This is a genomic window from Pseudomonas sp. H3_D04 (assembly GCF_054669175.1).
The window spans coordinates 1,632,361-1,658,817 of sequence record NZ_CP162801.1 but is presented as its reverse complement, the minus strand read 5'-3'; the positions used below and the strand labels follow the sequence as shown (position 1 = coordinate 1,658,817).

General features: G+C 57.0%; 26 protein-coding genes. 5 read left to right on the top strand and 21 right to left on the bottom strand.

From position 1 onward, the window contains the following. Window positions 1-26 precede the first annotated feature (26 nt). The 4 genes from AB4N91_RS07850 to AB4N91_RS07835 all read right to left on the bottom strand — a co-directional run bounded on the left by AB4N91_RS07850 (window position 27) and on the right by AB4N91_RS07835 (window position 5,347). A complete protein-coding gene (locus AB4N91_RS07850; RefSeq protein ID WP_460112270.1) occupies window positions 27-1,100 on the bottom strand; it encodes a WD40/YVTN/BNR-like repeat-containing protein in 1,074 nt (357 codons plus the stop codon). A gap of 149 nt (window positions 1,101-1,249) precedes the next feature. Further along, on the bottom strand, window positions 1,250-2,608 hold the full coding sequence (locus AB4N91_RS07845) for a DUF1329 domain-containing protein (protein WP_010455826.1): 1,359 nt from the start codon (window positions 2,606-2,608) through the stop codon (window positions 1,250-1,252). A gap of 41 nt (window positions 2,609-2,649) precedes the next feature. Beyond that, window positions 2,650-4,653, bottom strand: coding sequence for a DUF1302 domain-containing protein (locus AB4N91_RS07840; RefSeq protein WP_010455827.1), 2,004 nt, complete (start codon window positions 4,651-4,653; stop codon window positions 2,650-2,652). A 127-nt stretch (window positions 4,654-4,780) separates the two neighbouring features. Beyond that, the gene (locus AB4N91_RS07835; RefSeq protein WP_460112269.1) at window positions 4,781-5,347 is read right to left on the bottom strand and encodes an RBBP9/YdeN family alpha/beta hydrolase; all 567 of its coding nucleotides are present in this window, start codon (window positions 5,345-5,347) and stop codon (window positions 4,781-4,783) included. Window positions 5,348-5,702: 355 nt separating this feature from the next. Here AB4N91_RS07835 and AB4N91_RS07830 point away from each other — a divergent pair, with 355 nt between their 5' ends. Continuing rightward, window positions 5,703-6,755: an AraC family transcriptional regulator gene (locus AB4N91_RS07830; protein WP_282410151.1), complete on the top strand. Its 1,053-nt coding sequence runs from the start codon at window positions 5,703-5,705 to the stop codon at window positions 6,753-6,755. Window positions 6,756-6,994: 239 nt separating this feature from the next. Here AB4N91_RS07830 and AB4N91_RS07825 read toward each other — a convergent pair whose 3' ends face one another. The 8 genes from AB4N91_RS07825 to AB4N91_RS07790 all read right to left on the bottom strand — a co-directional run bounded on the left by AB4N91_RS07825 (window position 6,995) and on the right by AB4N91_RS07790 (window position 13,928). Further along, a complete protein-coding gene (locus AB4N91_RS07825) occupies window positions 6,995-8,005 on the bottom strand; it encodes a YeiH family protein (protein ID WP_460112268.1) in 1,011 nt (336 codons plus the stop codon). Next, window positions 8,002-8,328, bottom strand: coding sequence for a Rieske (2Fe-2S) protein (locus tag AB4N91_RS07820; protein ID WP_010455834.1), 327 nt, complete (start codon window positions 8,326-8,328; stop codon window positions 8,002-8,004). The genes AB4N91_RS07825 and AB4N91_RS07820 overlap by 4 nt, the downstream gene beginning before the upstream one ends. Further along, complete coding sequence (locus AB4N91_RS07815; RefSeq protein ID WP_010455836.1) at window positions 8,325-8,990, bottom strand: DsbA family oxidoreductase; 666 nt, start codon at window positions 8,988-8,990, stop codon at window positions 8,325-8,327. Before AB4N91_RS07815 ends, AB4N91_RS07820 begins: the two co-directional genes overlap by 4 nt. Beyond that, a complete protein-coding gene (locus tag AB4N91_RS07810; RefSeq protein WP_154501250.1) occupies window positions 8,987-10,315 on the bottom strand; it encodes an MFS transporter in 1,329 nt (442 codons plus the stop codon). The genes AB4N91_RS07815 and AB4N91_RS07810 overlap by 4 nt, the downstream gene beginning before the upstream one ends. A gap of 90 nt (window positions 10,316-10,405) precedes the next feature. Further along, window positions 10,406-11,458, bottom strand: coding sequence for a beta-keto acid cleavage family enzyme (locus tag AB4N91_RS07805; RefSeq protein ID WP_077748120.1), 1,053 nt, complete (start codon window positions 11,456-11,458; stop codon window positions 10,406-10,408). Window positions 11,459-11,545: 87 nt separating this feature from the next. Next, window positions 11,546-12,394, bottom strand: coding sequence for a TauD/TfdA dioxygenase family protein (locus AB4N91_RS07800; RefSeq protein ID WP_083376320.1), 849 nt, complete (start codon window positions 12,392-12,394; stop codon window positions 11,546-11,548). A 13-nt stretch (window positions 12,395-12,407) separates the two neighbouring features. Then, the gene (locus AB4N91_RS07795) at window positions 12,408-13,388 is read right to left on the bottom strand and encodes a quinone oxidoreductase family protein (RefSeq protein ID WP_010455841.1); all 981 of its coding nucleotides are present in this window, start codon (window positions 13,386-13,388) and stop codon (window positions 12,408-12,410) included. A 342-nt stretch (window positions 13,389-13,730) separates the two neighbouring features. Then, the gene (locus AB4N91_RS07790) at window positions 13,731-13,928 is read right to left on the bottom strand and encodes a hypothetical protein (RefSeq protein WP_200666615.1); all 198 of its coding nucleotides are present in this window, start codon (window positions 13,926-13,928) and stop codon (window positions 13,731-13,733) included. A gap of 385 nt (window positions 13,929-14,313) precedes the next feature. Here AB4N91_RS07790 and AB4N91_RS07785 point away from each other — a divergent pair, with 385 nt between their 5' ends. Together AB4N91_RS07785 and AB4N91_RS07780 are read left to right on the top strand one after the other, a co-directional pair. Beyond that, window positions 14,314-15,756 (top strand): permease, encoded by a 1,443-nt coding sequence (locus tag AB4N91_RS07785; RefSeq protein WP_042932728.1) that lies wholly within the window; start codon window positions 14,314-14,316, stop codon window positions 15,754-15,756. Window positions 15,757-15,778: 22 nt separating this feature from the next. Next, complete coding sequence (locus AB4N91_RS07780) at window positions 15,779-16,021, top strand: thioredoxin family protein (protein WP_010455847.1); 243 nt, start codon at window positions 15,779-15,781, stop codon at window positions 16,019-16,021. A gap of 271 nt (window positions 16,022-16,292) precedes the next feature. Here AB4N91_RS07780 and arsJ read toward each other — a convergent pair whose 3' ends face one another. The 8 genes from arsJ to AB4N91_RS07740 form a co-directional block, all read right to left on the bottom strand. Next, entirely contained in the window at window positions 16,293-17,513 is a 1,221-nt protein-coding gene (gene arsJ, locus AB4N91_RS07775; protein WP_010455849.1) for an organoarsenical effux MFS transporter ArsJ, read from the bottom strand. Window positions 17,514-17,522: 9 nt separating this feature from the next. After that, a complete protein-coding gene (locus AB4N91_RS07770; protein ID WP_010455851.1) occupies window positions 17,523-18,527 on the bottom strand; it encodes an ArsJ-associated glyceraldehyde-3-phosphate dehydrogenase in 1,005 nt (334 codons plus the stop codon). A gap of 23 nt (window positions 18,528-18,550) precedes the next feature. Continuing rightward, window positions 18,551-18,826, bottom strand: coding sequence for a protein-tyrosine phosphatase family protein (locus tag AB4N91_RS07765; RefSeq protein WP_460112267.1), 276 nt, complete (start codon window positions 18,824-18,826; stop codon window positions 18,551-18,553). 12 nt (window positions 18,827-18,838) lie between these two features. Then, window positions 18,839-19,555: an arsenical resistance protein ArsH gene (gene arsH, locus AB4N91_RS07760; protein WP_460112266.1), complete on the bottom strand. Its 717-nt coding sequence runs from the start codon at window positions 19,553-19,555 to the stop codon at window positions 18,839-18,841. Between the two features lie 112 nt (window positions 19,556-19,667). Continuing rightward, entirely contained in the window at window positions 19,668-20,138 is a 471-nt protein-coding gene (locus AB4N91_RS07755) for an arsenate reductase ArsC (RefSeq protein WP_010455861.1), read from the bottom strand. A 27-nt stretch (window positions 20,139-20,165) separates the two neighbouring features. Next, window positions 20,166-20,537 carry a metalloregulator ArsR/SmtB family transcription factor gene (locus AB4N91_RS07750; RefSeq protein WP_010455862.1) on the bottom strand — a complete coding sequence of 124 codons (372 nt, stop codon included), beginning with the start codon at window positions 20,535-20,537 and terminating at the stop codon, window positions 20,166-20,168. Between the two features lie 9 nt (window positions 20,538-20,546). After that, the gene (locus AB4N91_RS07745; RefSeq protein WP_010455863.1) at window positions 20,547-20,960 is read right to left on the bottom strand and encodes an arsenate reductase ArsC; all 414 of its coding nucleotides are present in this window, start codon (window positions 20,958-20,960) and stop codon (window positions 20,547-20,549) included. A gap of 274 nt (window positions 20,961-21,234) precedes the next feature. Next, the gene (locus tag AB4N91_RS07740; RefSeq protein WP_460112265.1) at window positions 21,235-21,747 is read right to left on the bottom strand and encodes a hypothetical protein; all 513 of its coding nucleotides are present in this window, start codon (window positions 21,745-21,747) and stop codon (window positions 21,235-21,237) included. An 852-nt stretch (window positions 21,748-22,599) separates the two neighbouring features. On the opposite strand from AB4N91_RS07740, the gene AB4N91_RS07735 reads away from it, so the two are divergent. Both AB4N91_RS07735 and AB4N91_RS07730 read left to right on the top strand, forming a co-directional pair. Beyond that, window positions 22,600-23,970: a tyrosine-type recombinase/integrase gene (locus tag AB4N91_RS07735; protein ID WP_460112264.1), complete on the top strand. Its 1,371-nt coding sequence runs from the start codon at window positions 22,600-22,602 to the stop codon at window positions 23,968-23,970. A 113-nt stretch (window positions 23,971-24,083) separates the two neighbouring features. Further along, complete coding sequence (locus AB4N91_RS07730; RefSeq protein WP_460112263.1) at window positions 24,084-25,001, top strand: hypothetical protein; 918 nt, start codon at window positions 24,084-24,086, stop codon at window positions 24,999-25,001. Window positions 25,002-25,098: 97 nt separating this feature from the next. On the opposite strand, the gene AB4N91_RS07725 is transcribed toward AB4N91_RS07730, so the two are convergent. Further along, entirely contained in the window at window positions 25,099-26,217 is a 1,119-nt protein-coding gene (locus tag AB4N91_RS07725; RefSeq protein ID WP_460112261.1) for a YagK/YfjJ domain-containing protein, read from the bottom strand. Window positions 26,218-26,457: the final 240 nt, after the last annotated feature.

The window sequence follows — 26,457 nt, the reverse complement described above, 5'->3', positions numbered from 1 at the left end:
GGTTCTCGCTTTAAGGGTTCGAGGACTTATTCAACGGACAGCGTCCGCGCACCACGGCTGCCGACCACCACCAGCGCATCGTTAACGGCGCGCGTGACGCCCGTCACTGGCACCGGCTGGGCTTGCTGCACCCAGCGCTGTTGCGCACCGGTGCCCTGGCTCGCCAGCATCTGCCCGCCCTGGGTAAACAAGCGGTAATCACCATGGGCATCGACGAGGCCGGCGGTGATGCTGACGTGCAGGCCAGTGTCCAGCGAGGTCCAACTGAGGCCGGCATCGGTGCTGCGCAGCACATTGCCGCGCAAGCCGTAGACGAGCACTTCGCCGGGTTTGCCGACGACGCCGAAAAAGCTGCCCTGATAAGGTGTTTGCAGGGCGGCGAATCGCTGCTGGGCGTCATCCCACTTCAGCAACAGGCCCTGCTCGCCGGCGATGTACAGCGCATCGCCGGTAGAGGCGATGGCGTTGAGGTGAAAGCCCTGCGGGTTGTCGGTGCGATCCTGGAACGGCGTCCAGCTCTGGCCGCCATCCTCGGTGCGCAGGATCAGGTTGAACACCCCGACCACATAGCCGAGGCGGTCGTTGGCGAACCAGACATCGAGCAAGGGTTTGTCGGCACCCTGCGCCTCCAGCCGCTGACCTTCGGCGACCCGCAGCGGCCATTGTTCATTGCCAGGTTCGGCACGGGCCATCGCCTGGTAATGCTTGACCAGCAAGGCACCGATCTCGCGGCCGTCGAGTTGCTTGCTCCAGGTTGCACCCGCGTCACTGCTGTGCAACACCACCCCGTCGCCGCCCACCGCCCAGCCCTGAGTGGCGGAAGGAAAACTCACGGCATTGAGGTCGGCACTGACCGGCACAGCGGCCTGCTGCCAGTGCTGGCCGGCATCATCGGAAAACAGAATGTGGCCACGCTGGCCGACGGCGACCAAGCGGTCGCCGGCGCGGGCCATGTCGGATAACGGGCTGTTGACGGCCAAGGCGCTGACCCTGGCCGGCAGATCCAGCACGTCGACATAAGCGGACGCCTGGCTCAGGCCCTGCAACACTGCAAGCAGAGCGCCGAGCGCCAGCTGCAGGTAACTTTTGTACGAACACATACCGCGTCCTCTTCGGAAAACTGCGCCGGGACACACGTCCGTGTGCCTGACGTTCCAACCTGGCGTCCGAAACGGTCGGTATGCGCCGACCGTCGCGCGATCCCCTGCCTTGCAGGCAGCGGACCGAATGGACGCTTGTCACGGTTTGCTTAACGAATCCCGCTACCTGCCAGAGACTCCGACGACCATTGCGCCTTGGAAAGCGGATCGGTGTACTTGATGCCGCCATAAGGCCCGACCACACCGTTGATGTTGTAGGAACCACCCACCAGGTCGTAGATCATGAAGGGCGTGGAATCCGGGATCTGCTTGTCGTAGCTCTGGCTGAGGAACGCGAAGGAGCCACGGTACAACTGACCACGTGCGTCGTATTGATCAGAGGCCAGCGCGGTCCAGCTGTCTTCATCGAGGTAGAAGCGGCGCTTCTGATAGATGTGTCGGGCGCCGGACTTGAGGTTGCCTTCCACCACCCAGACGCGGTGTTTTTCCCAACGCACGTAGTCGGGTGCCAGGTGATTGGCCGTGGTCAGCGATTTGGGATCCTGGGCGTAGGTCAGCTTGTAAGTGTTGTAGGGCACGATCATTTCCTGCTTGCCCACCAGCTTCCAGTCGTAGCGATCCAGCGCACCGTTGAACACGAAGACATCGTCGTAAGTGCCCGCGCCAGCGGTGCCAGGGTTAGGCGTGTCGTAGGCCAGGTTCGGTGCCAGCTTGACCCGACGCTGGCCCGGCAGGTACTGCCAGGCACGGCGCGGTTGTTGCAACGGGTTGGCGGCGTCCTTGAGCATCACCGCTTCGCCGGCCCGGCGCGCAGGGCCGGTGTAGGACAGCTTCATCTGGTAATACACGTCGGCGCTGCTGATCGGCTGCGCGAGGTTTTCGTAGATCGGGTAGGAAATGAACGCCTGCCCAGTGGTCGCCAGACTTGGCACGCCAGCGGAATCGACGTTCCAGGAGTCGTACTTGGAGCTGATGCTCACGCCCTGATATCGCAGCAGGAAGTTCCACATCGCTTCGTTGCCCGACTGCGGGATCGGGAACGGCACGCCCGGCAGTACGTTGTCGATGGCCAGCCCGTTTTCGAGGGATTTGGCGCCGCTGGCGTTTTTCACGCCGTTATCCAGAATGGCCTGGGGCAGCGAAACGGTGCGGTGGGTCGGGAACACATCGACACGGAAAGTCGGGAAACGCTTGGCCAGTTCAACAGTGGTAGCGCTGAGCATGCCCTTGTACTGCTCGACGTTTTTGCCGTCGATCTGCAGCAACGGTTTTTCACTGGCAAACGGATCCGGACGCATGCTGTCACCGGATTTGAAGCTGGCCGGCGGCGTGGTCAGGCCACCGTTGTAGGCGGGGATGGAACCATCAGCGTTCCCGGCTTTTTCAGCGCCCACCAGGGTCAGGCTGGTGCCCAACCGGGCAGCGTCCTGAGTTGAAACAGCGGCCTGTGCCTGAGCGGCAAGGACCATGGCCAGCGAAGCGGCCAACACGGTTTTTGCGAATGTCATCTTGTTATTCTCCTGCTTGCATTGAGCAAATCAGTGGTGAATCAAAAAGTGGTTTTCATCGTCAGGTAAACGGCGCCACGGTCCTCAGTCGTGGCCCCGCCACCGGAGAAGGCGGAGTAGCCACCGGCGTAACAGGCGTAGTTTTCGTTACCGCTAAAGGCATTCGGCGCAGCGCCGTCGCCTCCGGTCGGGCCGGTACTCACGCCGCTGACGTTGCACTTGTCGGCCTTGCCGAATGAGTCCACGTACTTCAGGTCGACAAAGTATTTGTTGTACACAACGGCCCCGAGGCCGATGGCGTAGTTACCGGTGTCTTTGGCGCCGCCACCGGAGACCGGTGAAACACCATCGAGACCGACGTTGATGGACATCGGGGCGTTGAGGTCGACACCAGGAAACACCTGGTACCAGGTAGGGGTGAAGTTGACCGCGATGCCCCAGTTGTCCCGGGTCGGCTGGTCGATGCCGCGATAGGTATCCTTGCCCTTGTAGAGCGCCTCGTTGTTGCTATCGAGCTTGAGCAGGTTGCTGTAATACAGCTCGCCCAGCAGAGTGGCCGAATCGAACACAGGCGTTTTAGCAATGGTCATCAGGCCGTTGAGCGTCCAGTGCAAGGTGTCGCCGGTGGCGGCCATGCTGTCGCCCTTCTGCGGGGTGTCATAAACCACGCCGGTGGCAGCCGTGCGCGCAGGCAACAGGCCAAGACCTGCGCCCAGGCCCAGCGGACTGTTAGTGCTGACAACCGCCGGAATACTGGCCAACGGCATATTGTGACGAATGTTCAGGTCCGAACCGACGCTAATCCCGCCCACGTCCTTGGACAGGCTCAGGCCAACGATCTTGATGTTGTCGGCATAGGCCATTTGATAGGTGGCGGTGCTCAGCGAGTTGAGGGTGTTGACCACCGCAGGCACTTGCCCTGCCGGCCGGGTGCCGTTGGGATTGGCCGAACTCAGGCCTCTGGCATCCAGCCAGGCTTGCGGCAGGATTTCCGAGGTTTCGCGGTAGTAAACGCCGAGGGTCCCGTCCAGCCAGGCTGGCGACCACTTGGCCATAATCCCCCAGTCTCCGCGCTTGTCCGGCGTCAGGTCGTGACCGCGACGCACATTGGTCAAACCGTTGCAGGGTGCCAGACCACACCCCAGCGGACTGCCCGGCACCACGCCATTGGTGTTGCCCAGCAGGAAGGATTGCGCACCGAAACCGACCAGATCGGAACCGCCGTAATAAGTACCGGCTTCCGGCAGGCGCGCGGCGTCCCAATCCAGGAAATACTGAGCGCCTACGGTCAACTCGGGATTGACGGTGAACGACATCGACAACTGGTTACGCGGAACGAACAGTTCCTTGGCTTCGGTACCGGGCGAGGCAGCCAGTTTGGCCAGGTCCAGGCCCGATTGGCCGTAACTGTTCGAGTGCACCGGGTTGAGAATAGTCTCGCCCCAGAACACGTTATGCTGACCGGCCTTGACGCTTAACAGCGACTCCTCGCCCACTTCGGTGCTGTAGAACACGAAGGCGTCGAGGATTTCGCCGGAAGGACCGGTGTAGTAACGCTGGGCGTAGTTGCTCAGGTGCGGGCTGCCATTGCCGACGTTGTCACGGGTGACCGCGGCCAGACGTGGGTCGTTGGCGACCAGCCCCGACCTTGCGTCGTTGCCGTTGACGAACGGATTGGAATTGGAACCGGTGTTCTCGTAGGCCTTGTCGTACCAACTGGCAGCGCTCACACGGAAACCCATGTGGTTCTGGTAGACCACATCCATCTCGGTCAACAGGTCGACACGGTGGGTGATGTTGGTCCCGGCCTTGCGGAAGTTGTAGTCGCCGTCGTTGTTGTTCGGCGTTGCCAGCATGCGCTTGTCGGCGCTTTCGGTGCGTACGCCGTAGTTGTACTTCACAGTGTTATCAAAACGCACGGTCCAGTCCGGGTTCCCGGTGTCGAGCTCGATCGCCTGCGCGACCGGCACGCCTGCGGCCAGAATGGCCGAGGCCAACAAGGTGTAACGCGAGGGTGCGAACCCGTGACTCTTATTGTTGTGCATTGCGTTGTCTCCGCCTTTTTGTATTTGTTTTAAGCGCAGCCGCCCTCGCGCAACCCCTTGTTCCAGGGGTTTACGTTTTCAGGAGTGAGGGCAAATGCCGGATGGCGCGGGCCAACCGGCGCCTGAATCAGCGGTCCAGTTCGAGGATGAGTGCTTCGGCTTGTGGCCAGCGCCCATACCCGGCAGCAGGATTGAGATGACCGACTTCGCCGAGATTGAGCAGCTCGCTGCCCCAGCCTTCGGCCATGCGCGTGGCGGCGTCCAGACTGGCGAGGTGGTCGTTGGTACTGGCGGCCAGCAGACTGCGGAACGGCAACCGGCCTTTGGGTAGAGGGTCCCAACCCTGGGTACGCAGGGTTTCAGCGCAGGGGTAGCCCTGCGGCCATTGGGCATCAAGGTCCGGCGGAGCGGCCAGCAGCGCGCCCTTGATCGGACGACGGTGACGCGCAGCCCAGTGCGCAACCATCAGCACGCCGGCGCTGTGAGCGACCAGAATCACCGGCCCGTCGATCTGCGCAAGTGTGTGCTGAATGGCTTCGACCCGCTTGCTGCAATCAAGCTTGTCGGTTTCAAGCGGCGGCACACTGCGCACCTTGCACAGCCTGGATTCAAGCAACGTTTGCCAATGCTCGGCAACGTGCTCGCGCAGACCCGGTACGATCACAACGGTTGCGGCAGTTTGCAGTTTGTCCACGTCAACACCTTCGCTTTCTCGATGACTCGACTGGCTCTATTGGCCAGGGGCTTTTTGTAGGAGTGACATTAAAGAGCGCCCGACCGAGGCGCTTTTCATTGGACGTCAGGCACTTTTCTTTTCATGACAAAATTCCGCGTGTTGTCGCGCAGCGACCATTGGTCGAATATCCCCGCAGCTTCTCTCCAGCTCACTGTAATCAATGGGTGCGTGTCGATTTTTACACTGCAACGATGTGATTCCGGCCAGCACCGGGCGAGCGCCCTCGACGTTGTCACAACTGTTCAATTGCTGAAGTGCTGGATATAGTCGCCACGCTCATTTGAATCGCAACCGGCCCAGGAAAGACCTTCGCATGCCCAAGCTTGTTCGCGCCGCCGTCTTGACCAACTACCTGGAGGTCACCCAGTACCTGGGGTTCAACCCCCGAGACGTACTGGCCGGCGTCGGTTTGAGTAAAGCCATATTGCAAGCTCCTGAACATCGCATCCCCATCGACGCCGCCGTGCGGTTGCTGGAGGATTCAGCCGCCGCCAGCGGCTGCCAGAGCTTCGGCTTGAGCATGGCCGAGTCGCGCCAGCTCTCGGACTTCGGCGTGGTCAGCCTGTTGCTCTCTCATCAGCGAACGCTGCGTGATGCGTTGCAAGTGTTGGTGCACTACCGTCATCTGATGAACGATTCGCTGGCCCTCTTCATCGAGGAGGCAGGCAAGATGGTGATCATTCGCGAAGAGGTGGTCACCGAATCGCCGATGCCCTGCCGACAAGCCAATGAACTGGCCATCGGGGTGATGTTTCGCCTGTGCGCCGCCCTGCTCGGCGCACATTGGCATCCCTACAGCGTCAACTTCACGCACCAGCCTCCCGACAACCTGCAACTGCATCGCCGCCTGTTCGGCTGCAAACTGGAGTTCGGCAGCGAGTTCAATGGCATCGTCTGCCCCAATGCCAGCCTCGACATGACCAACCCCCATGCCGACCCGGCCATGGCGCGCTACGCCCAGAGCTACCTTGACTCGCTGCTCAGCCACGAAGGCCCTTCGATGCTGTTCGAGGTGCGCAAAGCCATCTACCTGTTGTTGCCGATGGGGCGCGCCACCATCGAGCAGATCGCCCAGACCCAGGGCATGAACGTTCGGACCCTGCAGCGCCGCCTCAAAGACGACGGCTGCGCCTTCAACGACCTGATCAACGACGTGCGCCGCGACCTGGTGTTGCGCTACCTGGAAAACCCGAATTACTCGTTGGGGCGCATTGCCGACATGCTCGGCTATTCGATGGCGAGTTCCTTCACCCGTTGGTTCATCACCCAGTTCGGCATGCCGCCCGCGGCATGGCGCAGTGCGCAAAAGCACACCGTCAAAGCACCGCCGGAGCTGACCACCCCGCCCGGCTCCAGCGAACCCTGAACCGAACGCAACAGACCCGGCGTTTTGCAAAAAAAGCGGCGACTGCTGGTACAGTCGCCGCAAAAGAACCGGTGTCTGTGACACCGGCCGAGGAGTCCTGTGGCGAGGGAGCTTGCTCCCGCTGGGGTGCGCAGCGGCCCCAAAAAAGACGCCGAGTAGTTTCTGAAAAAGCGCGGTGGTCTTTGTGGGGCGCTTCGCTCCCCAGCGGGAGCAAGCTCCCTCGCCACAAGTTTGTGTACCTACATTCCCCAGCGCAGCAACAACAGCACCAGCACGACGAGGAACACCGTCTCCCCCACCATCAACAAAATCGGCTTGATGCCCACCGCCGCCAGCTCCTTGAGTTGGGTTTTCATACCCAGGGCGCTGATGGAAACCACCAGGCACCAGCGCGACAACTCGTTGACCGACCCTTGCACCACCGGGGCCACCCAGCCGGTGCTGTTGATACAGGCCAACATCAGAAACCCGACGGCGAACCAAGGTAGCAGCGGAGGTCGTTTGCCGGTCGGGTCGGCGCCCTGCATGCGGGTGATCATGGCGGCACACACGATCACCGGCAGCAACATGGCAACCCGCATCAACTTGACCACCGTGGCCGTATCGCCGGTCTCGGTCGACATGCTGTAACCGGCACCGACGACCTGGGCGACATCGTGAATGGTCGCCCCCAGAAACACGCCCGCCACTTGTGGCGACAACGACAGCCAGTTGGCAATCATCGGATACACGATCATCGCCAGGGTCGACAGCGCCGACACCCCGATCACCGTGAATAACGTCACGCGTTCTTTCTGCGGATGATTGGGCAATGCCGCCGCCAGCGCCAACGCGGCCGATGCCCCACAAATTGCAGTGGCGCCGCCGGTGAGCATGCCAAACAAACGCTGAAAGCCCAGCGCCTTGGCTGCGATCACTGAAACGCCGATGGTCACTACCACCAGAATCACCACCAGCGCCACAGGCTTCCAGCCCAGCGCTGCCATCTGTTCGAGGGTGATGCGCATGCCCAGCAGCGCCACACCAATGCGCAACACGGTGCGTGCGGTGAACTCGATGCCCGGCTTGCAAACACCGTCACCGGCCAGGAAGTTCAGCGCCATGCCCAGCAACAAAGCGAACAGCATCACCGGCGCGCCGTAGTGCTCGGACAAAAAGGACGCAGCCGCTGCAACGATCAGACTGACGATAAAGCCCGGCGCCAGTTCGCGCGTTCGGCTGTGGATACGGGTGAGAGCAATGGCGCTCATGGCGCGGCCTCCTCGGGAACGATAACGATGAAAGCCTGGCCGTCGATGATCTCAACCGGGTAGTTGGCGACTTTGACTGCGGTGGAATTAAGCAAGTAACCGCTGCGCAAATCGAAGCGCAGGCCATGGGCGCAGCACTGAATCACCCACCCCTCAAGGCGCCCGCCACACAGCGAGGCGCCTTGATGGGGGCAACTGTCGTCGACGGCGAACACGTCACCTTCGACGTTGAATAACGCCAGGCTTTTGTCATCGAATTCGAACAGTGCACGACCGCCCGCCTGCGGGAGCTTTCCGGCAGGCACGGGGATACGTCGGTTCATGCAGGTTGCCGCTCGTGATCACTTTCTTTCAGTGCCTGGTTCATGGCCCCGAGCAGCGCCTGAGCAGGTTGTGCACCGACCATCGTCATGCGACGGTCGAACTGAAAGCCCGGCACCCCACTGGTCGCGCCGGGAAAGCCGTCAAATGGCGTGGCGTCGCCCTTCAGGCAATCGAGCACCACCTGCGCATCAGCGCCGCAGGAGCGGGCAATGGCGAGCAAGGTCTCGCGGCACCCCAGGTTTTCGCGTTTGCGGAAATAAGCGGCGAACAGCCGTTCGAGCAACATTTCACGCTGAGTAGCATTGCCCAGTACGCTGACGCGTTCGAACAAACGGTGCGCGTCTGCGGTGTTGGGCATTGTCTCGATGCGGCTGAAGTCGATGGTCAGTCCAACCGCCGCCGCAGCCTGCTGTACCTGGGCCTGGCGCATGGTCATAGCCTCGGCATTGCCCAGGCGTTTGCGGTAGAAATCGGCGAAGGGCTCCCCTTGTACCGGCAACTGAGGCAGCAACTGCACGCCATGCCACACCGTGGTGACCTGCACATCCGGGTGACGACTGCGAAACTGTACTTGCGCATGCTCCAATTGGCGTTTGCCGATCAGGCACCAGGGGCAGATGAAATCGAAGAACACATCAATACGTAAACGACGACTACTCACAACTTCACCTCTAACACTGCTTTGCTAACCGAATCGTGGACTTGCTCGCCCTTAAGCCGGGCAATGTCCTTGTGGTAATGACACTTGGCATAAAAGAACACGGCCGCAGCCGCGATGCTGACCAGCGGCACCCATTGAAAAGCAGCCTGCAAGCCAATGAGGTCGGAGACCCTGCCGGTAATGAACGGCCCAGGCGCCAGCCCCAGCATGTTGTTGGCCAGGGTCAGCGTGGCGAAGGCCGTGCCGTGGACCGAGTAATGGGTCAGGTTGGCAACCATCGCTCCGCAAGGGCCAGTCGTGCCGGCGGCAATCAACATGCCCAGGCAGATCAGCGCCAGTTGCACAGGCCCTGCCGGCAGGGCAAATGCCGCCGACAACAGCAGGCAACTGCCCAGGCAATAGGCGATGGCCAAAGTGACTTTGCGTTCCGGCGAATGGCGCGACAGTCGATCGCTGAGCATGCCGCACAGGATCATCCCGGCCCCGCTGCACAGCACGATAATGGCCGCGACGCCGCCCGCCTTGTCCGTGGCCATGTCGTAATAGCGATTGAGGTAACTGGGCATCCACACAATCACTGTGCCGCCGACGAACAGTTGCAAGCCACTGCCGATGTAAGCAGCGATCACCGAACGGCTGGAAAACAGCGTACGCAACGGACGCTTGACGGCTGCCGCCGCCTTGTTTGCCGCCTGGGCGGCACGTTGCGGCGCAATGCGCGCCTCCTTGACGATGACCGGGTAAAGCACGGCCAGCAGCAGGCCGAACAACGCCATGCCGGCAAACGACCAGCGCCAGCCAAGTTTGGCGGCGATTGCACCGCCCAGCGCCATCCCTAATACCGAACCGAACATGCCGCCCGCCATGAACGCACTGGCCAGCGTTGCACGCAGGTGCTTGGGAAACACCGAAATGACGACTGCGATGCCGACGCTGCCGTACGCCGCTTCGCCAACGCCGACCATGAATCGTGCAATGAACATCTGCTGATAGTCCTGCGCCACGGCGCAACCCAGCGTCGCCAGACTCCACAGCAAGGCCATCAGCGCCAGGCTCTTGACCCGGCCAAAGCGATCCGCCAGCAATGACAGGGGAAATGTCAGCAGCCCCACCATCAACGCGACAATGCCACTGAGCAAGCCAAGCTGGCTGTCGCTCAGTGCCCATTCGCCCTTGAGCATCGGGAACACCGCGTTCAAGACCTGGCGCGACATGTAATCGGATATCAACAGCCCGAACGTCAGTGCGAAGACGATCCAGGCATACGGTCGCGCAACACCGACAGCACTGTCGTCATCGTCTGCGGCGATTGGGTGAAAGGCCATGCAGCCTCCTCAAAGCTTTGTTTTATTGTTGTTATCAAGCGTGTTGCAGTGCAGCGAGCGGGAGGCCTGACCGCCCGCTGCGTCTGCCGATCAGCCGCGTTGCGGCACACCTTTCTGCCCAGCCTTGCGGTTGGGGGCCATGCCGTTGGCCAACAGCGTTTCTTCGATGCTCTGGTACTGCACACCGATGCGGTAGATCTCACGGGCTTCTTTGCCGGTGGCGATTTCGCGTCCCAGTTCATGGGCGATACGCACGGTCTGCCTGATCTGCGCAACTGAGCCGAAACGATCGCCCTTGTGATCAATGATAGTGTCTTCATTGCCCACTCGCGGGTGCAGCCCCATGGCCATCGACATGGTGTTGAACGGCATGACGTTCTTGAGCAGCGACTCAGAAGTCAGGGTGCAACCGTCCGGCGCGCGGTGGATGAAGTTGAAGAAGTTGAACGGATTGGGACCGTCGAAACCGCCGCCAATGCCGATCCAGGTCAGGTTCAACGGGCCCTTGTAGACGCCCCTGCGCACCAGACGCTCGAGGGTTTCCATCGCGTGCATGCCGGTCAGCTGGAAGTGCGGCTGGATGCCGTTGTCCATCAGACGCTTGAGGTGTTCGGCGACCCAGGCCGGACCTGCCGGAACGGTCATTTCGCTGTAGGCGGCCTGAAACAGGGGATTGGCCAGGGACGTGCCTTCCAGGTATTGCGGATACAGCAACTCCATGATGTTCATCTGGGTGGTGTTGATAGCCACCGTGACCTGATCCGGTTTTGGCGTCAGCTCGGCCAGCATGTGTCGCGTATCGTCAGACAGCCACTTGGCGGCTTCGCCATCGCTTTCCGGCGCGAAGGAAATCGAACCACCGACCTGGATGATCATGTCCGGCACGGCTTCACGCACACCGGCGATCAATTCGTTGAATTTGGACAGGCGCTTGGAACCCTTGCCGTCCAGCTCGCGCACGTGCAAGTGCAAGACGGTGGCCCCGGCCTCATAACATTCGACCGCTTTTTGCACCTGTTCATCCATGGTCAGCGGGATGTCTTCGGGGAAGTCTTCCGGCATCCATTCCGGGCCGTACGGGGCCACGGTGATGACCACCTTTTCCATGTTTTCCGGGTGCAGGGAATCGTCAAAAAATTGCATGAGTTACTCCTGTTCTTATGATTGTCGCGCCCACCCGGGATCGTGCCGGGCAGACGCGTTTACGAGTGCGAATGCAGAAGGGGTTGATCAGTAGGTCTTGTCGCCGATGATTCCGGCACGCTCCATCTTGCGATGGCACGGCGGATAATCCATGACGGCGTAGTGCTGGGTGCTCCGGTTGTCCCAGATGGCGATGCTGTTGGGCTTCCAGCGCCAGCGCACCTGATACTCGGGGATGTAGGCCTGGCTGATCAGGTAGCGCAGCAACTCGCTCGCGCCAGGGTTGGCGTCCTGGCCGAAGCGCACCCGCTCGGGGGTGTGGTAGTTGCTCAAGTGCGTCGTGAAGGCGTTGACGAACAGCACCTTTTCCCCGGTTTCCGGGTGGGTGCGAACCACCGGGTGTTCGGCATCGGGATACATCGCCTTGAGCGCCAGACGCTTTTCGATTGGCATGGCAGCACCGAAACTCGCTTCGATGCTGTGGCGGGCGCGCAGGTCGGCAATTTTCACCTTCACGTCCTCCGGCAAACGCGCGTAAGCCTCGACCATGTTGGCCCACATGGTGTCGCCGCCCACCGGCGGGCACTCTACGCAGCGCAACACGCAGCCCATCGGCGGCGCCTCGCGCCAGGTCGCGTCGGTGTGCCAGGCGTTTTCGTAGCGGTCCATCGGCTGGTCCGGATTCTTGTAGATGCGCACCAGCCCGGGATGATCCGGATCGCTGCCGGCCACCGGATGGTCCTCCAACTCACCGAAGCGGCGGGCGAAGGCCACGTGCTCGGCGCGAGTGATGTCCTGATCGCGCAGGAACACCACCCGATGCTTAAGCAACTGAGCACGAATCTCGCAAAAAAGACCGTCGTCATGGACCGCGTCGGCAAGATTTACGCCGATCAGTTCGGCGCCAATGCTGCAGGTCAATTGTTCGACTTTCATGGCAGATCGCTCCTTAGATGACGAAAATCGACGAGCCCGTCGTTTTGCGTGACTCAAGGTCGCGATGGGCCTGTACGGCGTCCTCCAACGCATAATGCTGGTTGATCTCGATCTTGATCCGACCACTGCCGACGTGGTCGAACAGCTCGCCAGCCAGGGCAGCTTTCTCTGCCGGATCGGCGATGTAGTCGGCCAGCGCCGGACGGGTCAGGAACAGTGAGCCCTTCATCGCCAGCATCACCGGGTCGAAAGCCGGAATCGGACCGGATGCGGTGCCAACGCAGACCATCAGGCCCCGACGCTTGAGCGAATCCAGTGATCCCATGAAGGTGTTTTTGCCAACGCTGTCGAACACCACGTTGACTCCCACGCCGGCAGTCAGCTCGCGCACGCGCTGGGCGACATTTTCGTGGCTGTAATTGATGACATGGTCGCAACCATGGGCCAGGGCAATTTCCCCCTTGACCTCGGTGGACACAGTGCCGATGACGGTCAGGCCGAGCAGCTTGGCCCACTGTGAAACGATCAGCCCCACGCCACCGGCAGCGGCGTGCAGCAGAATGCTGTCGCCGGCCTTGAAATCATAAATGCGCCGCATCAGGTACGACGACGTCAGGCCACGCATGGTCATGGCGGCGGCCGTCTCGAAACTGATGGTTTCCGGCAGCTTGATCAGCGGCGCGGCCGCAATCAGTCGCTCGGTACTGTAGGCGCCCAAGGTATTGAGAAATCCGGTGTAGGTGACGCGATCCCCCACCTGAACGTTAGTCACACCCTCGCCGATGGCCTGGACCACACCGGACGCTTCAACCCCCATGCCGTTGGGCATCGGGATCGGGTAAGTGCCATTACGAAAATAGGTGTCGGCATAGTTCAGGCCGACCGCCACATGACGAAGACGGACCTGGCCCGGACCGGGTTCGCCGACATCGACCTCTTCATAACAAAGAACGTCGGGACCACCGGTTTCGTAGAAGCGTACGGCTTTGGCCATTTTTTCTTATTCTCCAGTCTGTGCAGCGTCGATTTACGCTGATTGGACTGTAGGACGCCGCCTGGCCAGCTGCTTTTCATCAGACGACAATGGCTTTTCATTTCATGACAATTGGCCACTGGCGCCCCCTTCTTCGCAAACCCGGTCAGCGCCATAGCGCAATTCAATTGACGCGTCACGGCCGGCTGTATGGGCTCTCACACTCAAAACCCGGACACAAAAAACCCCGCACATTGGCGGGGTTCTCAAACAGCAGGTGACTTACCAGGTACCCGTGCCACAAGGATTTTCTTTTGAAGCATAAGGCTTGGTCAATTTGCTGAATCCCAACTTTCAATCGACTTAAGGCTTGGGATGCTCGCTCGATACTGAATTATTGGCATCCACATCGGCCATTTCTTCATCGACAGGCGCCTCGTCGCCCCCTGGCAGCGGAACCTCAGGTTCATTCTCCTTTGAACCATGGCCTGTTTCGTTATCAGTCCCGCCCGTGACACCCTGTTGGGATTTGTTTCCTGGGGCATTTTCATCAATGTCCATGCTGGCTCTCCGTTCTGATGCACGGGATGTCGGTGCATGAACATCAGAGAGAAGCCAGGCCTTGCTAGTGCCGGGCACTGGACGAACGGCAGTGTGAACTCGGATAAAAAAGCAGACCGCCGGCATAACAAGCCCGAAAAGTCATAACCCGACCTTTTCACCTGCGTCTCACGCTATAGAGGCAGAGGTCGACCTTGCACAACGGAGGCTATGCGCAGCGATTCCGGTTGATCGTGATAGCCACCCTGGAGGCGCCCCTGAATCGGTCTTTCAGCACCACATCCTTGAAAAATTTTTCTGCGTGCAACTGATCGAAGTCAAACCCGGTCAACGCACAGCGGATACCATAAAACCTGACCTTAACGCTAAGGATTGAGGGCTCTCCATGGACCTCGTACTTAAGCTATTCAATGGCGGAGCCGGCAGTCTGGCTTCCTACTTGGCAGCCCACGTCCTTCTTTGCCTGTTGCCGGCGTTTTTTATCGCCGGGGCCATGACAGCACTTATTCCTAAAGCCAGCATCACTCACTGGCTAGGTCGACATGCACCTGTTTACGTTTCCTACCCTGCGGCGGCATTAGCCGGGTCACTGATTGCCGTCTGCTCATGCACAATTGTTCCTTTGTTCGCGGGCGTTTACCGCAAAGGAGCAGGTATCGGCCCGGCGATCACCTTCCTGTTTTTTGCTCCCGCAGGAAACATCATGGCCTTGGCCTATACCGGCAATATTCTGGGAGCGGAGTTTGCAATCGCCCGTCTGATCCTCTGCCTGATCTTCGGCATCGGTATTGGCTTGCTGATGGCTACCCTATTCTGGAAAGACGACCTGACCCACGACGCACAGGCGGATGCCCTGTTCGCAGAGAAGGCCAGCGTTTCCGGGCCTGCACTGGGCGTACTGCTATCTTTGGTGGCCTTGCTGATTGCGGGCACCTTGAAACTGTGGCCCCTGACCGCAGATCTGATCAGTTTCAAAGTCCCGCTTTTCTGGCCCCAGGCGTGGCAGGACACCTTGTTTGACTGGGTTCCATACGACGCCAGTAAAGGAGAAGAAGGCGTGAGCTTCCAAGGGTCTGTTCTCATCGCCCTACTCCTGATGATTGCCGCCACGGCCAAACGTGGTCTGGATAACATCACTGAAGGTGCCAACAACTGGACATGGGTTGCGCTGGGTCTGACCGCTAGTACCTTGCTGATCGCGTCAATGCGACTGACGCCAGAACCTGGCACATTAGCCTTTACCTTCACGGGTCGTGTATTCGGTGTCGCATTGACCATGCTGTCTGTTGGGTACTTTGCCCGAAAACTGCCAGCCGAAGACTGGCAAGGCTGGCTGTGGGAAGCCTGGCGCTTCGTCAAGCAGATATTTGTTGTGCTGGTGGTGGGTGTATTCATTGTCGGCATGGTTCGCCAGGTGATTCAACCCGAGTGGATTGAAAGCCTTGCAGGCAGCAACACAGTGATCGCCAATGCCATAGCGGTAGGGTTCGGCGTGTTCATGTACTTCCCAACCCTGGTAGAAGTGCCCGTCGCCCGCATGTTCCTTGATCTCGGCATGCATCCTGGTCCGCTCTTGGCCTACTTGATGGCGGATCCTGAACTTAGCTTGCAGAGCATGCTCATGGTGGCGGCGGTGATTGGTCGCAAGAAGACCGCAGCCTATGTTGGGTTAGTCGCTTCGTTCAGCATCGTGGCAGGCCTGCTATTTGGTGCCTGGGTCGACGGCACCGGCTGGCTTACCCTTGGTGCAGGAATGGCGGCCTCACTGGCCATAACCGCTGCAATTTACCAGTTGATACGTTATCAGCGTAAACAAACAGCAAGCTGACTTACACACTAAGGAGCTTCCAATGCTGAACATCAAAATCCTCGGTTCAGGGTGCGCCAACTGCAAGAAGCTTGAGGCTGTAGCCCGTCAAGCCACGCAGAATCTAAATATCCAGGCCGAATTCGAAAAGATCACCGACATGGGCAAGATGATGACTTATGACATCCTCGCCACGCCGGCTCTGGTGATCAACGAGAAGGTTGTAAGCAGCGGGAAGATTCCGACTGTTGCGGATATCCAGGGCTGGATTTCGACTGCGCAATGATGCGCTGAAGGAGGATATCCCTCATCCCCCTGGTTATTGCGCCACTCACCTGTAAATCATGTCCCTTCAATCGTCTTGTCCATACCGGACGGACGCTTGGAGGGTGTCTCGCCTTTATCACAAGCGCTCAATGCGAACGCTGCAATCACCACGAAAGACAGTGCGGGGATGTGGATAAATTGCCCATGGCGTACCTCCGACAGCTGCTGATTCAGGCTCTACCCGCCCCCCAAACGCACATAGCGCGAAGAGGCTCATCGGCCTGACAGTTTCATATCGCCTCGGCATGCCTCGGCAGCCCGATAGAAATCAGTGCTGCGAGCAGAACGAATGCGCTCGATATCCACAAGCACGCTTGCAGCCCATACACCTGATAAACCCACCCGGACAGTACTGTACCTATCAGCCTTCCCATCGCATTCGACATGTAATAAAACCCCACATCCAGCGACACGCCATCTTCCTTGGCATAGGACACGATCAAGTAGCTGTGCAGCGACGAATTCACCGCGAACAGCGCACCAAAGACCATCAATCCGCCGAGTAGCATCATCTGCTGCGACAAGGCAGTGTTAAGCCCGAGAGCAATTGCCGCAGGCAAGCCTGCCAGTGCAAGGGCCCACAGAAATGCCGCACGACCATCCGGTACGTGGCCGCGTTTCTTGCCAGTGATGTTGGGCGCAAACGACTGCACGATGCCGTAGCCGATCACCCACGCCGCAAGGAAGCCACCCACCTTCCAGAAGTCCCAGCCGAACACGCTGCTCAGGTACACCGGCAAGGCCACCACAAACCAGACGTCACGGGCTCCGAACAAGAACATCCGCGCCGCCGAGAGGATATTGATCGCCCGACTCTTGGACAGGATGTCGCGAAACTTGGGTTTGGCTTTCGCTTTGCCCAAGTCCTTCTTCAGCAGTATCAAGCTGCTGATCCAGATCAGCGCCAGAACACCCGCCATGGCCAGCAATGCACCTTTGAAGCCGATCAATGCCAGCAAGGCTCCGCCGAGAAAGAAGCCGACCCCCTTGAGTGCGTTCTTCGAGCCGGTGAGGATTGCCACCCACTGGTAGAGCCTGCCCTGCTGCCCGTCAGGAACCAGAAGCTTGATGGAGCTTTTGGCACTCATCTTGTTCAGGTCTTTGGCGATCCCCGACAGCGCCTGTGCGCCCATCACCCACGGGATGGTTAGCCAAGCGACAGGAACCGTCAGCATCAACAGCGCCACGACTTGGATGCCCAGCCCGATGTTCATGGTTCGGTTCAGTCCCAGCCGGGCGCCGAGGTAGCCACCCACCAGGTTGGTGATCACGCCAAAGATTTCGTAGAACAGAAACAACGCCGCGATTTGCAGTGGGCTGTAGCCCAACGCGTGAAAGTGCAACACCACCAACATGCGCAAGGCACCGTCGGTGAGGGTGAAGGCCCAATAGTTGCCCGTGACGAGCAAGTACTGCCGCACTTCCGGAGCGAGGGCTGACAACGCTTTCATGACCGCTCCTTAGTCCGCCAGACTGACCAGTCTGGCCAGTTCGACGGCGCGATTGGCATAGCCCCATTCGTTGTCGTACCAGGCATAGATCTTCACTTGAGTACCATTGATCACCATCGTCGACAGGGCATCGATGATCGATGAACGCGGGTCGGTGCGGTAGTCGATGGACACCAACGGACGCTCCTCAAAACCGAGGATGTCTTTCAGCTCGTTCTCGGAGGCGTCCTTGAGGAGTTGATTCACCTCCTCAACAGTGGTGGCACGCTCGACTTCAAAGACGCAGTCGGTCAGCGACGCGTTGGCCAGCGGCACACGAACGGCATGACCATTCAGGCGTCCGCGCAGTTCCGGGAAGATTTCGGCAATCGCGGTGGCCGAGCCGGTGCTGGTTGGAATCAGGCTCATACCCGAAGCACGCGCACGACGCAGATCCTTGTGCGGTTGATCGAGGATGCTTTGGGTGTTGGTCAGGTCGTGGATGGTGGTGATCGAACCGTGGCGAATGCCCAGTTTCTCGTGGATGACTTTCACCACGGGCGCTAGACAGTTAGTGGTGCACGAAGCGGCGGTAACGATGCGATGTTCAGCCGGTTTGAACAACTGATGGTTGACGCCCATGACGACGTTCAACGCACCTTTTTCCTTCACGGGAGCGCTGACCACCACGCGCTTGACGCCCTGATCCAGGTAGGCTTGCAACACCGCCACGGTTTTCATCTTGCCGCTGGCCTCGATCACCAGATCGCAACCCGACCAGTCGGTGTCGGCAATCGCTTTGTTAGCTGTCACCTTGATGCGCTTGCCGCCAATCACCACCTGATCGCCTTCCGCGCTGGCTTCGTGGTGCCAACGACCATGCACCGAGTCGAAGTTCAGCAAGTGTGCATGCGTCGCCGCGTCACCCGCTGGATCGTTGATCTGCACGAATTCGAATTCTGGCCAGCCCCAGGCTGCTCGCAGCGCGAGGCGACCGATCCGACCGAAACCATTGATGCCAACTTTGATAGTCATGTTGTTGTGCTCTGTATCTGTTGTCAGTGGGAGTTCGACTGAGTGTCGAACTGGCCGATGTATTCGATATGGGCAGGATGTTGAATGGCGCGTGGACGCAACGACTGAACATCGCGGATGGCATCGCTGAATGGCACATCGCTCTCGATCAACCGTTGAGCGGCGACCAAACCGGTACGACCCGATCCGCCCTTGCAATGGATGGCGATGGTGTCCCCTTCGGTCAGCCGCTGCGGGGTGAAGATCAATTGGCCATTGAACTGTGCCAAGGGAAGTACCGAATAAGGGTGGTGTTGCACGGTGAAAAATCCTCAGATGGAGCGCTGATTGACACGTTTCATGAGTTCTTCCGCCGACTCTTTGCGCTCGGAATAACGATCAACCAGATAGTCCTGACGGTCGCGAAGCAGCAGCGTGAATTTCACCAACTCTTCCATCACATCCACGATGCGGTCGTAGAGCGGAGAAGGTTTCATCCGGCCGTTATCGTCGAACTCCATATAGGCCTTTGGCACGGAGGATTGGTTGGGGATGGTGAACATGCGCATCCAACGTCCCAGCACTCGCAGCTGATTGACCACGTTGAACGACTGCGAGCCACCACACAACTGCATGACGGCGAGGGTTTTGCCCTGGGTCGGGCGTACCGCACCCATTGCGAGTGGCACCCAGTCGATCTGCGCCTTGAAGACCGCGCTCATGGAACCGTGACGCTCCGGGGAACACCAGACCTGCCCTTCCGACCACAACATCAGCTCGCGTAACTCCTTCACGCGCGGATGGTTGTCGGGGGCGTCATCTGGCAGCGGCAAACCGGACGGATTGAAAATCCGCGCCTCGGCGCCGAAGTGCTCCAGCAGTCGAGCAGCCTCCTCTACCATCAGGCGACTGAAGGAGCGCTCACGGGTCGATCCGTACAGCAGCAAAATGCGCGGCTTGTGGATGGAGGTCTTCTCGATGCCCAGCTTGTCAGCCGATGGAAGATCAACCAGGTCGGTATCGAGTTGGGGGATGTCGTCTTCAAACATAGTCTTTGTCCTGCGCAACAGCGCTCTTGGAGTCATCGAACCAACGGCCCTTCAACCAGATATCGGCCCAGGAAGGAAAGGCGATTTTTACTCATGGTCATTGTTCCTGTGGTTACAGCATGCCAATCAGGGCCAGTTCTGCCTTGAGCTGTTCGGCACTCAGTCGGGCAAGCGGTAAAGCCAAGAAAGCTTCAATACGGGTTTTGATCTGCTCCAAGGTGGCTTCAAAAGCCGCATCGATCTCTTCTTGCGTCCCGTGGTATTCCGAAGGGTCAGCCAGCCCCCAGTGGGCTTTGGTGGCGGGTCCAAAAAATACCGGGCAAGCTTCACCAGCTGCCTTGTCGCACACCGTGATGACGAAATCAGGTGCCAAATTCACATGGACATCGCTGGACTTACTGAACAGCCCGAGCGTCGACATACCAGCGTTTTCCAAAGTTTTGAGACTCAGCGGATGCACGTCGCCTTTGGGTTGACTGCCCGCGCTGTAGGCTTTCATGCCTTGCGGTGCCAAGTGATTGAAAACCGCCTCACAAAGGATGCTGCGACAGCTATTGGCCGTGCAGAGGAACAGGATTTTCATCGAGTGATCTCATAGTCAAAGGCGGAATCAGGCGATTTTGCTTTCACAGCACACGGCTGCCCGTTCAGGACGGTCACCCATTTCATCAAGGCGTTTGGCATCAGGGCTCAACCAGTGCTTGTTGCTTTCCAGCACGGTGGTCAGCACTTGATGAACCCAATCAGGAAGATTCGGGTGAAGTCGGTAATACACCCATTGGCCTTGCCGACGGTCCGACAACAGGCCGCAAGTACGCAGTTGCGCCAGGTGCCTGGAGATTTTTGGCTGACTCTCGTTCAACGCGCAGGTCAGCTCGCAAACACAAAGCTCTCCTTCACGGGTGATGAGCATCATCGTGCGGACCCGAGTGTCGTCAGCAAGGCATTTGAAAACAGTGGTCGGTGTCAGATGGTCAGCCATATCGTTTTCTCAGTGCTTGTTTTTGACCAAGACGAACATCTTGATGCGCTCATGAATTTCGTGAAGGGTGTGACGGAAGGCATCGGGTTTGGTGCTGGTGACCGGGTCTTCAAAACTCCAGGCCAATGCCTCACCCGCTCCAGGTAAAGACCGGCATTGCGCAGCGGATTTATCACACAAGGTGATGACGTAATCGAAACGCTCACCACGGAACTCGTCTATCGACTTGCTACGTAATCCTTCGGTGCTCACACCGATGTGTGAAAGCACCTCGAAGGTGCGCGGATCTACCTGAGTTGGAGTTGTGCCGGCGCTGAACGCCTCGAAATGCTCCGAATCGGTATGCCTCAGCAACGCCTGGGCCAACTGGGAGCGTGCAGCGTTGGCAGTACAGACAAACAGAACACGGGCTTTGCTGGTCATTGTGAAGCCTCAGCTCATATGCGGTTTGACGAATATATGTTTTCCCGTATGTAAGGTAAAGAGCCAACGAACATTAATCCATCAAAACGATTGGACGCCGCCGAGCACCTTCAATGAAAGCTTTGTATCAACGCGCTAGCCAGCCTTCCGTGCCTCTTAAAATATCTGCGACGATGTATATATGGTTTCTGTAATAAACCTGTCACTCACGCAGAAATAGGTCGCCCTTGGTTCAAGGACTACCTGGATGTGCAAAAGAAAAAAAAGGTCGCCCCTATACCGCCCCGGTCATCGAGGGCGGGTCAGGTTGCTGCGCACTGGGCTTTGCAACAACCCGGCGAGGTACGCTTTGAGTTGCGGGATCAAGTGCGATACGCAACTCGGCGAGCAGGCTCCTGTCAGGTCGGAATCCAGTCGCCACAATGATTGGGTCCACAGGTGGAAGTATCTGGCCTCCCGCCTTCACAACCAACCCTTGGCCATTGCCTACAACCTGATCGATAGCGATGTTTTTAAACAGCTCGATCACGCCGCCATTCAGCAATTGGCGAGTCTTCAGGCCGAGCTTTCCGCGCTCTTCCAATTGATCATTCGCACCACCACCCAGAATGCGCTCAAGAGAATGTGAGTTAGCAGCGGATTTGGCACCGACCAGGACCTTGCAAGAGATTCCGAACTGACCGCTAGAAGCCGCGGCCGACGGATCTTTCGAGGGTTCAGCGGCACTCAATCGGTGCCAACTACCTGCAAAATGGTTTGTCACCAAACCAGCAAGAAATCGGGTCAATTTGAGGTCTGTTTGGCACTGCGGTTTGGGCCCAAAAACGTCGAATTTGGAGGTATGAGTCAGGCTCTCGGAAGCGATGGTTTGATTCCAAATCGGCCCCTGGGCCTTGTGATCAAAGGGCTCGGCCGGCGACTAGAGACCTTCCCACAGACCTGGCGATTGCCCAACCACCCTCCCCGCCCCCCCCGCGCTCTGTTCCGTTTCCCTAGCGCACAATCGAAAGTCCGGCTTTCGCTGCTTCCGCTTGTCTTCAAAGGCACGGCCCGCGTGACGTACGGCCGGTTTCGATGATTTGGGATGGTGACCTTTAAGAACGAAGAATCGGAACTGAGCTTCCAGGGTTTAGCGTCGCGGAGCGGGTGAGGGAAAACGCCCTAATTGCCCGGAAACAAGGCGTTAGGCAAGACCATCTGGCATGCGAAAAAGCTGAGAAAGGAAGAGAAATATCAAACAGTATTGGTGCCAAAGGCAGCGCGAAAAAGGGCCAAAAACGGCGTGAACTCACAGTATCCTGCTTCGAAATCCTCAGTGGGGCAAAAAGTGGGGCAAAAATCAGCTCCGTGAAAAAACGATGAAGCATAAAAAAATCCAGTCACCGCTAAGTGACTGGATTTCTTAAAAATAAATGGTCGGGACGGAGTGATTCGAACACTCTACCCCTAGCACCCCATAAAGGTGAAGCACGATCCAAGTCAGTCTAAATAAATCCAAGAACAAGACCTAAAGCACTGTATTCATTGGTAGTTGCAGTTTACACAGTCCAACCGCTTCCGATAGCATTCTACCAAAGCCAGCGAGAAACGGTGACCCAACGGTGACCATCTGGAGCCTGGCATTTCCGGGGAAGCGAAAGTGGCGACGATCACCGACAAACAGATGAACGCAAAACCAGCCAAACCTACCTGGCTGATCGAGGATGCTCCTCGCGGCTGCGGCCGATTCATGGCACGTCTTCGCCCAGATGGCGAGCGCCTGTTTTACTTCAGGTATACCGACACCAGCGGTGGAAGGGTGTTTCTGCCCATAGGTGCATATGACGCCACTGGCACTGATGGACTTACCCTTAAGGAAGCAAGAACTAAAGCAGGAGAGTGGTCACGCCTCTACCAAAGTGGAACTCGAAACTTACGAGAACATCTGGATGCCGAGGAAGCTGCCCGTATCGCAGCCCGAGATGGTGAATTGGCACGACTCACTGCCGAGAAAGCAGAAGCCGAAGCCGAGCAAGCTCGCCAAGCGGCACGCAAGACTGTTACCGACCTATTCGAGCACTGGGCTAGGGTTGATCTCATCAATCGCAAGGACAAGGGTGCAGAGGCTCGTCGGATGTTTGAAAAGGACGTTCTGCCCTTCTTGGGCGACTTGGCTGTCGCTAATGTGAAAAAGGGTCATATCACCGAGGTGACAGATGCCCTCCTCGCTCGCGGTGTAAACCGTATGGCCAAGATGGTTTTTTCGCTTATGCGTCAAATGTTCCGCTTTGCCGTAGACCGCGACCTTATTGAGCACGATCCAAGTGCCAGTATCCGCAAAGCTAAGATAGGCGGCAAAGACACCGAACGCGACCGAGTACTGAGTGATGACGAAATCAAGCTGCTTGCTAAGAAAGCCCCTGATGCAGGACTGCTAGTCACCACCGAAGCTGCAATCTGGATTGCCCTATCGACCTGCTGTCGAATTGGTGAGCTCCTGAGCGCCCGATGGGAGCATATCGATCTAGAGCAAAGCACTTGGCTGATTCCGTCCGAGAATAGTAAAAACGGCAAACCGCACAGCATCATTCTTTCAGATTTTGCCATTAGCCACTTCAAGCGCGTAAAGCAGATTAATGGCCTGTCACCTTGGTGTTACCCGAACACTTACATAACTGATCATGTATGTCCTAAAACGGTAACCAAGCAACTGGGAGATCGCCAGCGCCTCCCGGAACAAGGCTCCATGAGCCGACGTAGCGCCAAAGCCCAAGCACTGTTGCTACCAGGCGGCAAGTGGACGCCACACGACCTGCGACGCACAGGCGCGACGATTATGACTGCTATAGGCGTGCTTCCTGAGGTGGCTGAACGCTGCCTCAACCACACTGAGGAAAATAAGGTAAAACGCACTTATCAGCGTCACAGCTATGTTAAAGAAATGACTGCGGCGTGGCAATTACTCGGCGAATATCTAGAAAGTCTAACAAGCATAGATGCCAGCAAAAAAGCTACTACTATTTGCAACTAATCAAGTCAGAGTGCTGAGGTCAGATTAGATCAACTTCTCTCTTGGCTCTAGACGTAAATATCTTACGGCATCCAACGCAAACAACAATCAAGCAGCATGAGTCGACACTTCACATGAGAGCCATTGACGACAGCAACCGCATGATTCACCTCGCTACCCAAGTCATCAGCGAGCTTGGCATAACTGCTGATTCCCTTACTGATCTCGCATCGAAACTCAAATCTACCTTTCTGATTGAAGTCCCCGACAACACTGAGGTTTATCTGAAAGGCACCACCTTAAAACGCATCCAGACCACATTCGCAGAGGCCGCGAGAAGCTCTTCAGATTTTGATTATGATGCACCTATAAAAGTTGACCCCACAATAGGATTTTTGTGCCTCGACGCATCTGACTGCGAAGCAATTGTTCAGAGAGGAGCGCTTCGAAAAAAGCAATTCGAGTCTGTTGCGCTATTCAATAGTGAAACTGGCACAACCTGCTTATACCCCACAGATTATGCAAAACAATTTCTACCAAACCAAGAAAGAGTCATATACATAACTGGATCTTTTCAAACCTTCCAAAGGGGTGATGCGAGCATAGAAAAATCAATCATCATCCGATTTGAAAACATACTCATCAGCACCCAAGCTCTTCGAGCTATCAGGCAAGAACTGAAAAACAAAGAACCCGACTACGGGAAGTTTCAGAAAGGGGGCTGGACCTCACCGAAACTTGCACAACTGAACGAAGCGTCAACTTTATTTTTTTCACAAGATCATAATAGCCGTTCAGAATTATCCATTGAAAAAAAAGAGGAAATCAAGGTTTGGTTTCGCGCTCACTGGGGCGCAGAAACTGGGGTAGACCTGATAGAGCAAGCCATCAACGCAATACTGCCTGACCGTTTTTACCCCAAAGCACCTCCAAAGGAAACTATCAGCACACCATTAAGAAGCGAGTACAATGACTACGCATCTACGACACTAATTCTTATCAACGAAGCCGCGAAACACTTCTGGCAGGCGGCTCAAGAAAAAAAATCATAAAACTCAAGATAAAAGAATAGAAATAATACGAGTTCTTCAAAGTTCAGAGTGGGGGTTCACGGCAAGGCTGGCTACCGCAGCAGCTACCATCATCAGCCTAAAAACCAGATCCCAATAAGCCATGAACGTGTCTAGACGGCGGTGCAGGCTCGTGTACCCTGGGGCGCCCTCTCTTCACAGATTTCAGCTTAGGCATATTTCCCCTGAAAAATGATCTACCACTTTCAGGGGATAGCCGTATCCAATAGTCCACCTTGGTCAGGTAGGACGCCACCCTATTCTTCAAAGCACTTACCCTGTCCAACTGATTAAAACTGATCATACCTATTCCAAGATATCTATATTTATCCTTGACTGCATTACAATTGAAATAGCGTCCTGCTCCTGCCGTAATTGAGTCTCGCCAATACTCACCAACCATTCTAGCCAGAACCCCATCCTGACGATGATTCGATCCATTATAGAAAAGTAACAAATGAAAGTGAAACCCCTTTAGCTGACCATACTCCAGCTTACAAGCAAAGCCTAACAACCCATCAACCGGAATGCCCTTGTGTAGATCTTTCTGCATTTTTGCCCAATGTACCTTTACTTTTTTAACATCGTCATAAAAATCCTTACGACCACTTACAAAGCCTGACTGATAAGACAAATCAACACGCACAACAAGCATCCTAGAGTGCTTGGCAAAAAGAGCGTCTATATAACCTTCCAAGCTGTTAACTCGCTTAAAGGACGCTTTACGGAATCGTTTCAAAACGGCTTTAAAAGCATCACTAGTCAGCTCCAGCCGCACAAACTCTACGAGGTCATTCATTCTAACTAAAAAAGCCTCAGCGGCTCCATTGCGTAACTCAAGCCAGACTTTTAGCGAATAAAGATCATCGACTCGATCAATACATTTGAAAAATACCTCCACATAAGGATTAACTTCATGAGAGGGGAAGTACTGCTCAAGCATTCCCTTCCCCCTCTTTAGCTTGTCAACAAAATAGCGTCCAAGCCTCTCAGCTTTAACCTTTACCCCGTCGCGCTTACAAGCAAACGAAGAGAACAAAAAACCCTTACTACCAGTAAGCTCACACATTAACTTTTCAATAGAACGCAACTCCAACACCAAGCTTTCCTCTACCCTTAAAACAGGAAGCCCTCCGACCTCCTCAACCATTAGATCTAACGGCCCTCCATTATCGATCCAATCAACTTCATCTATCACTCACTGGCTCCTCAAGAAGCCAGCAACATGGCTTTGGGGAGCCATGCTGCTGACAAATGATCAGCTGACATCACAACCGTCAACTATTGCATCATCAACTTACCCATTTAATTAACTAGACACCAAACAACTGACTCAATAAAACTTAACAACCAAACCACAAACCTAACAACCTAATTAAATAGTAATACATAATCAAGCAACAACCAACTTGAACATGCCTCTTATAAAACCTAGACA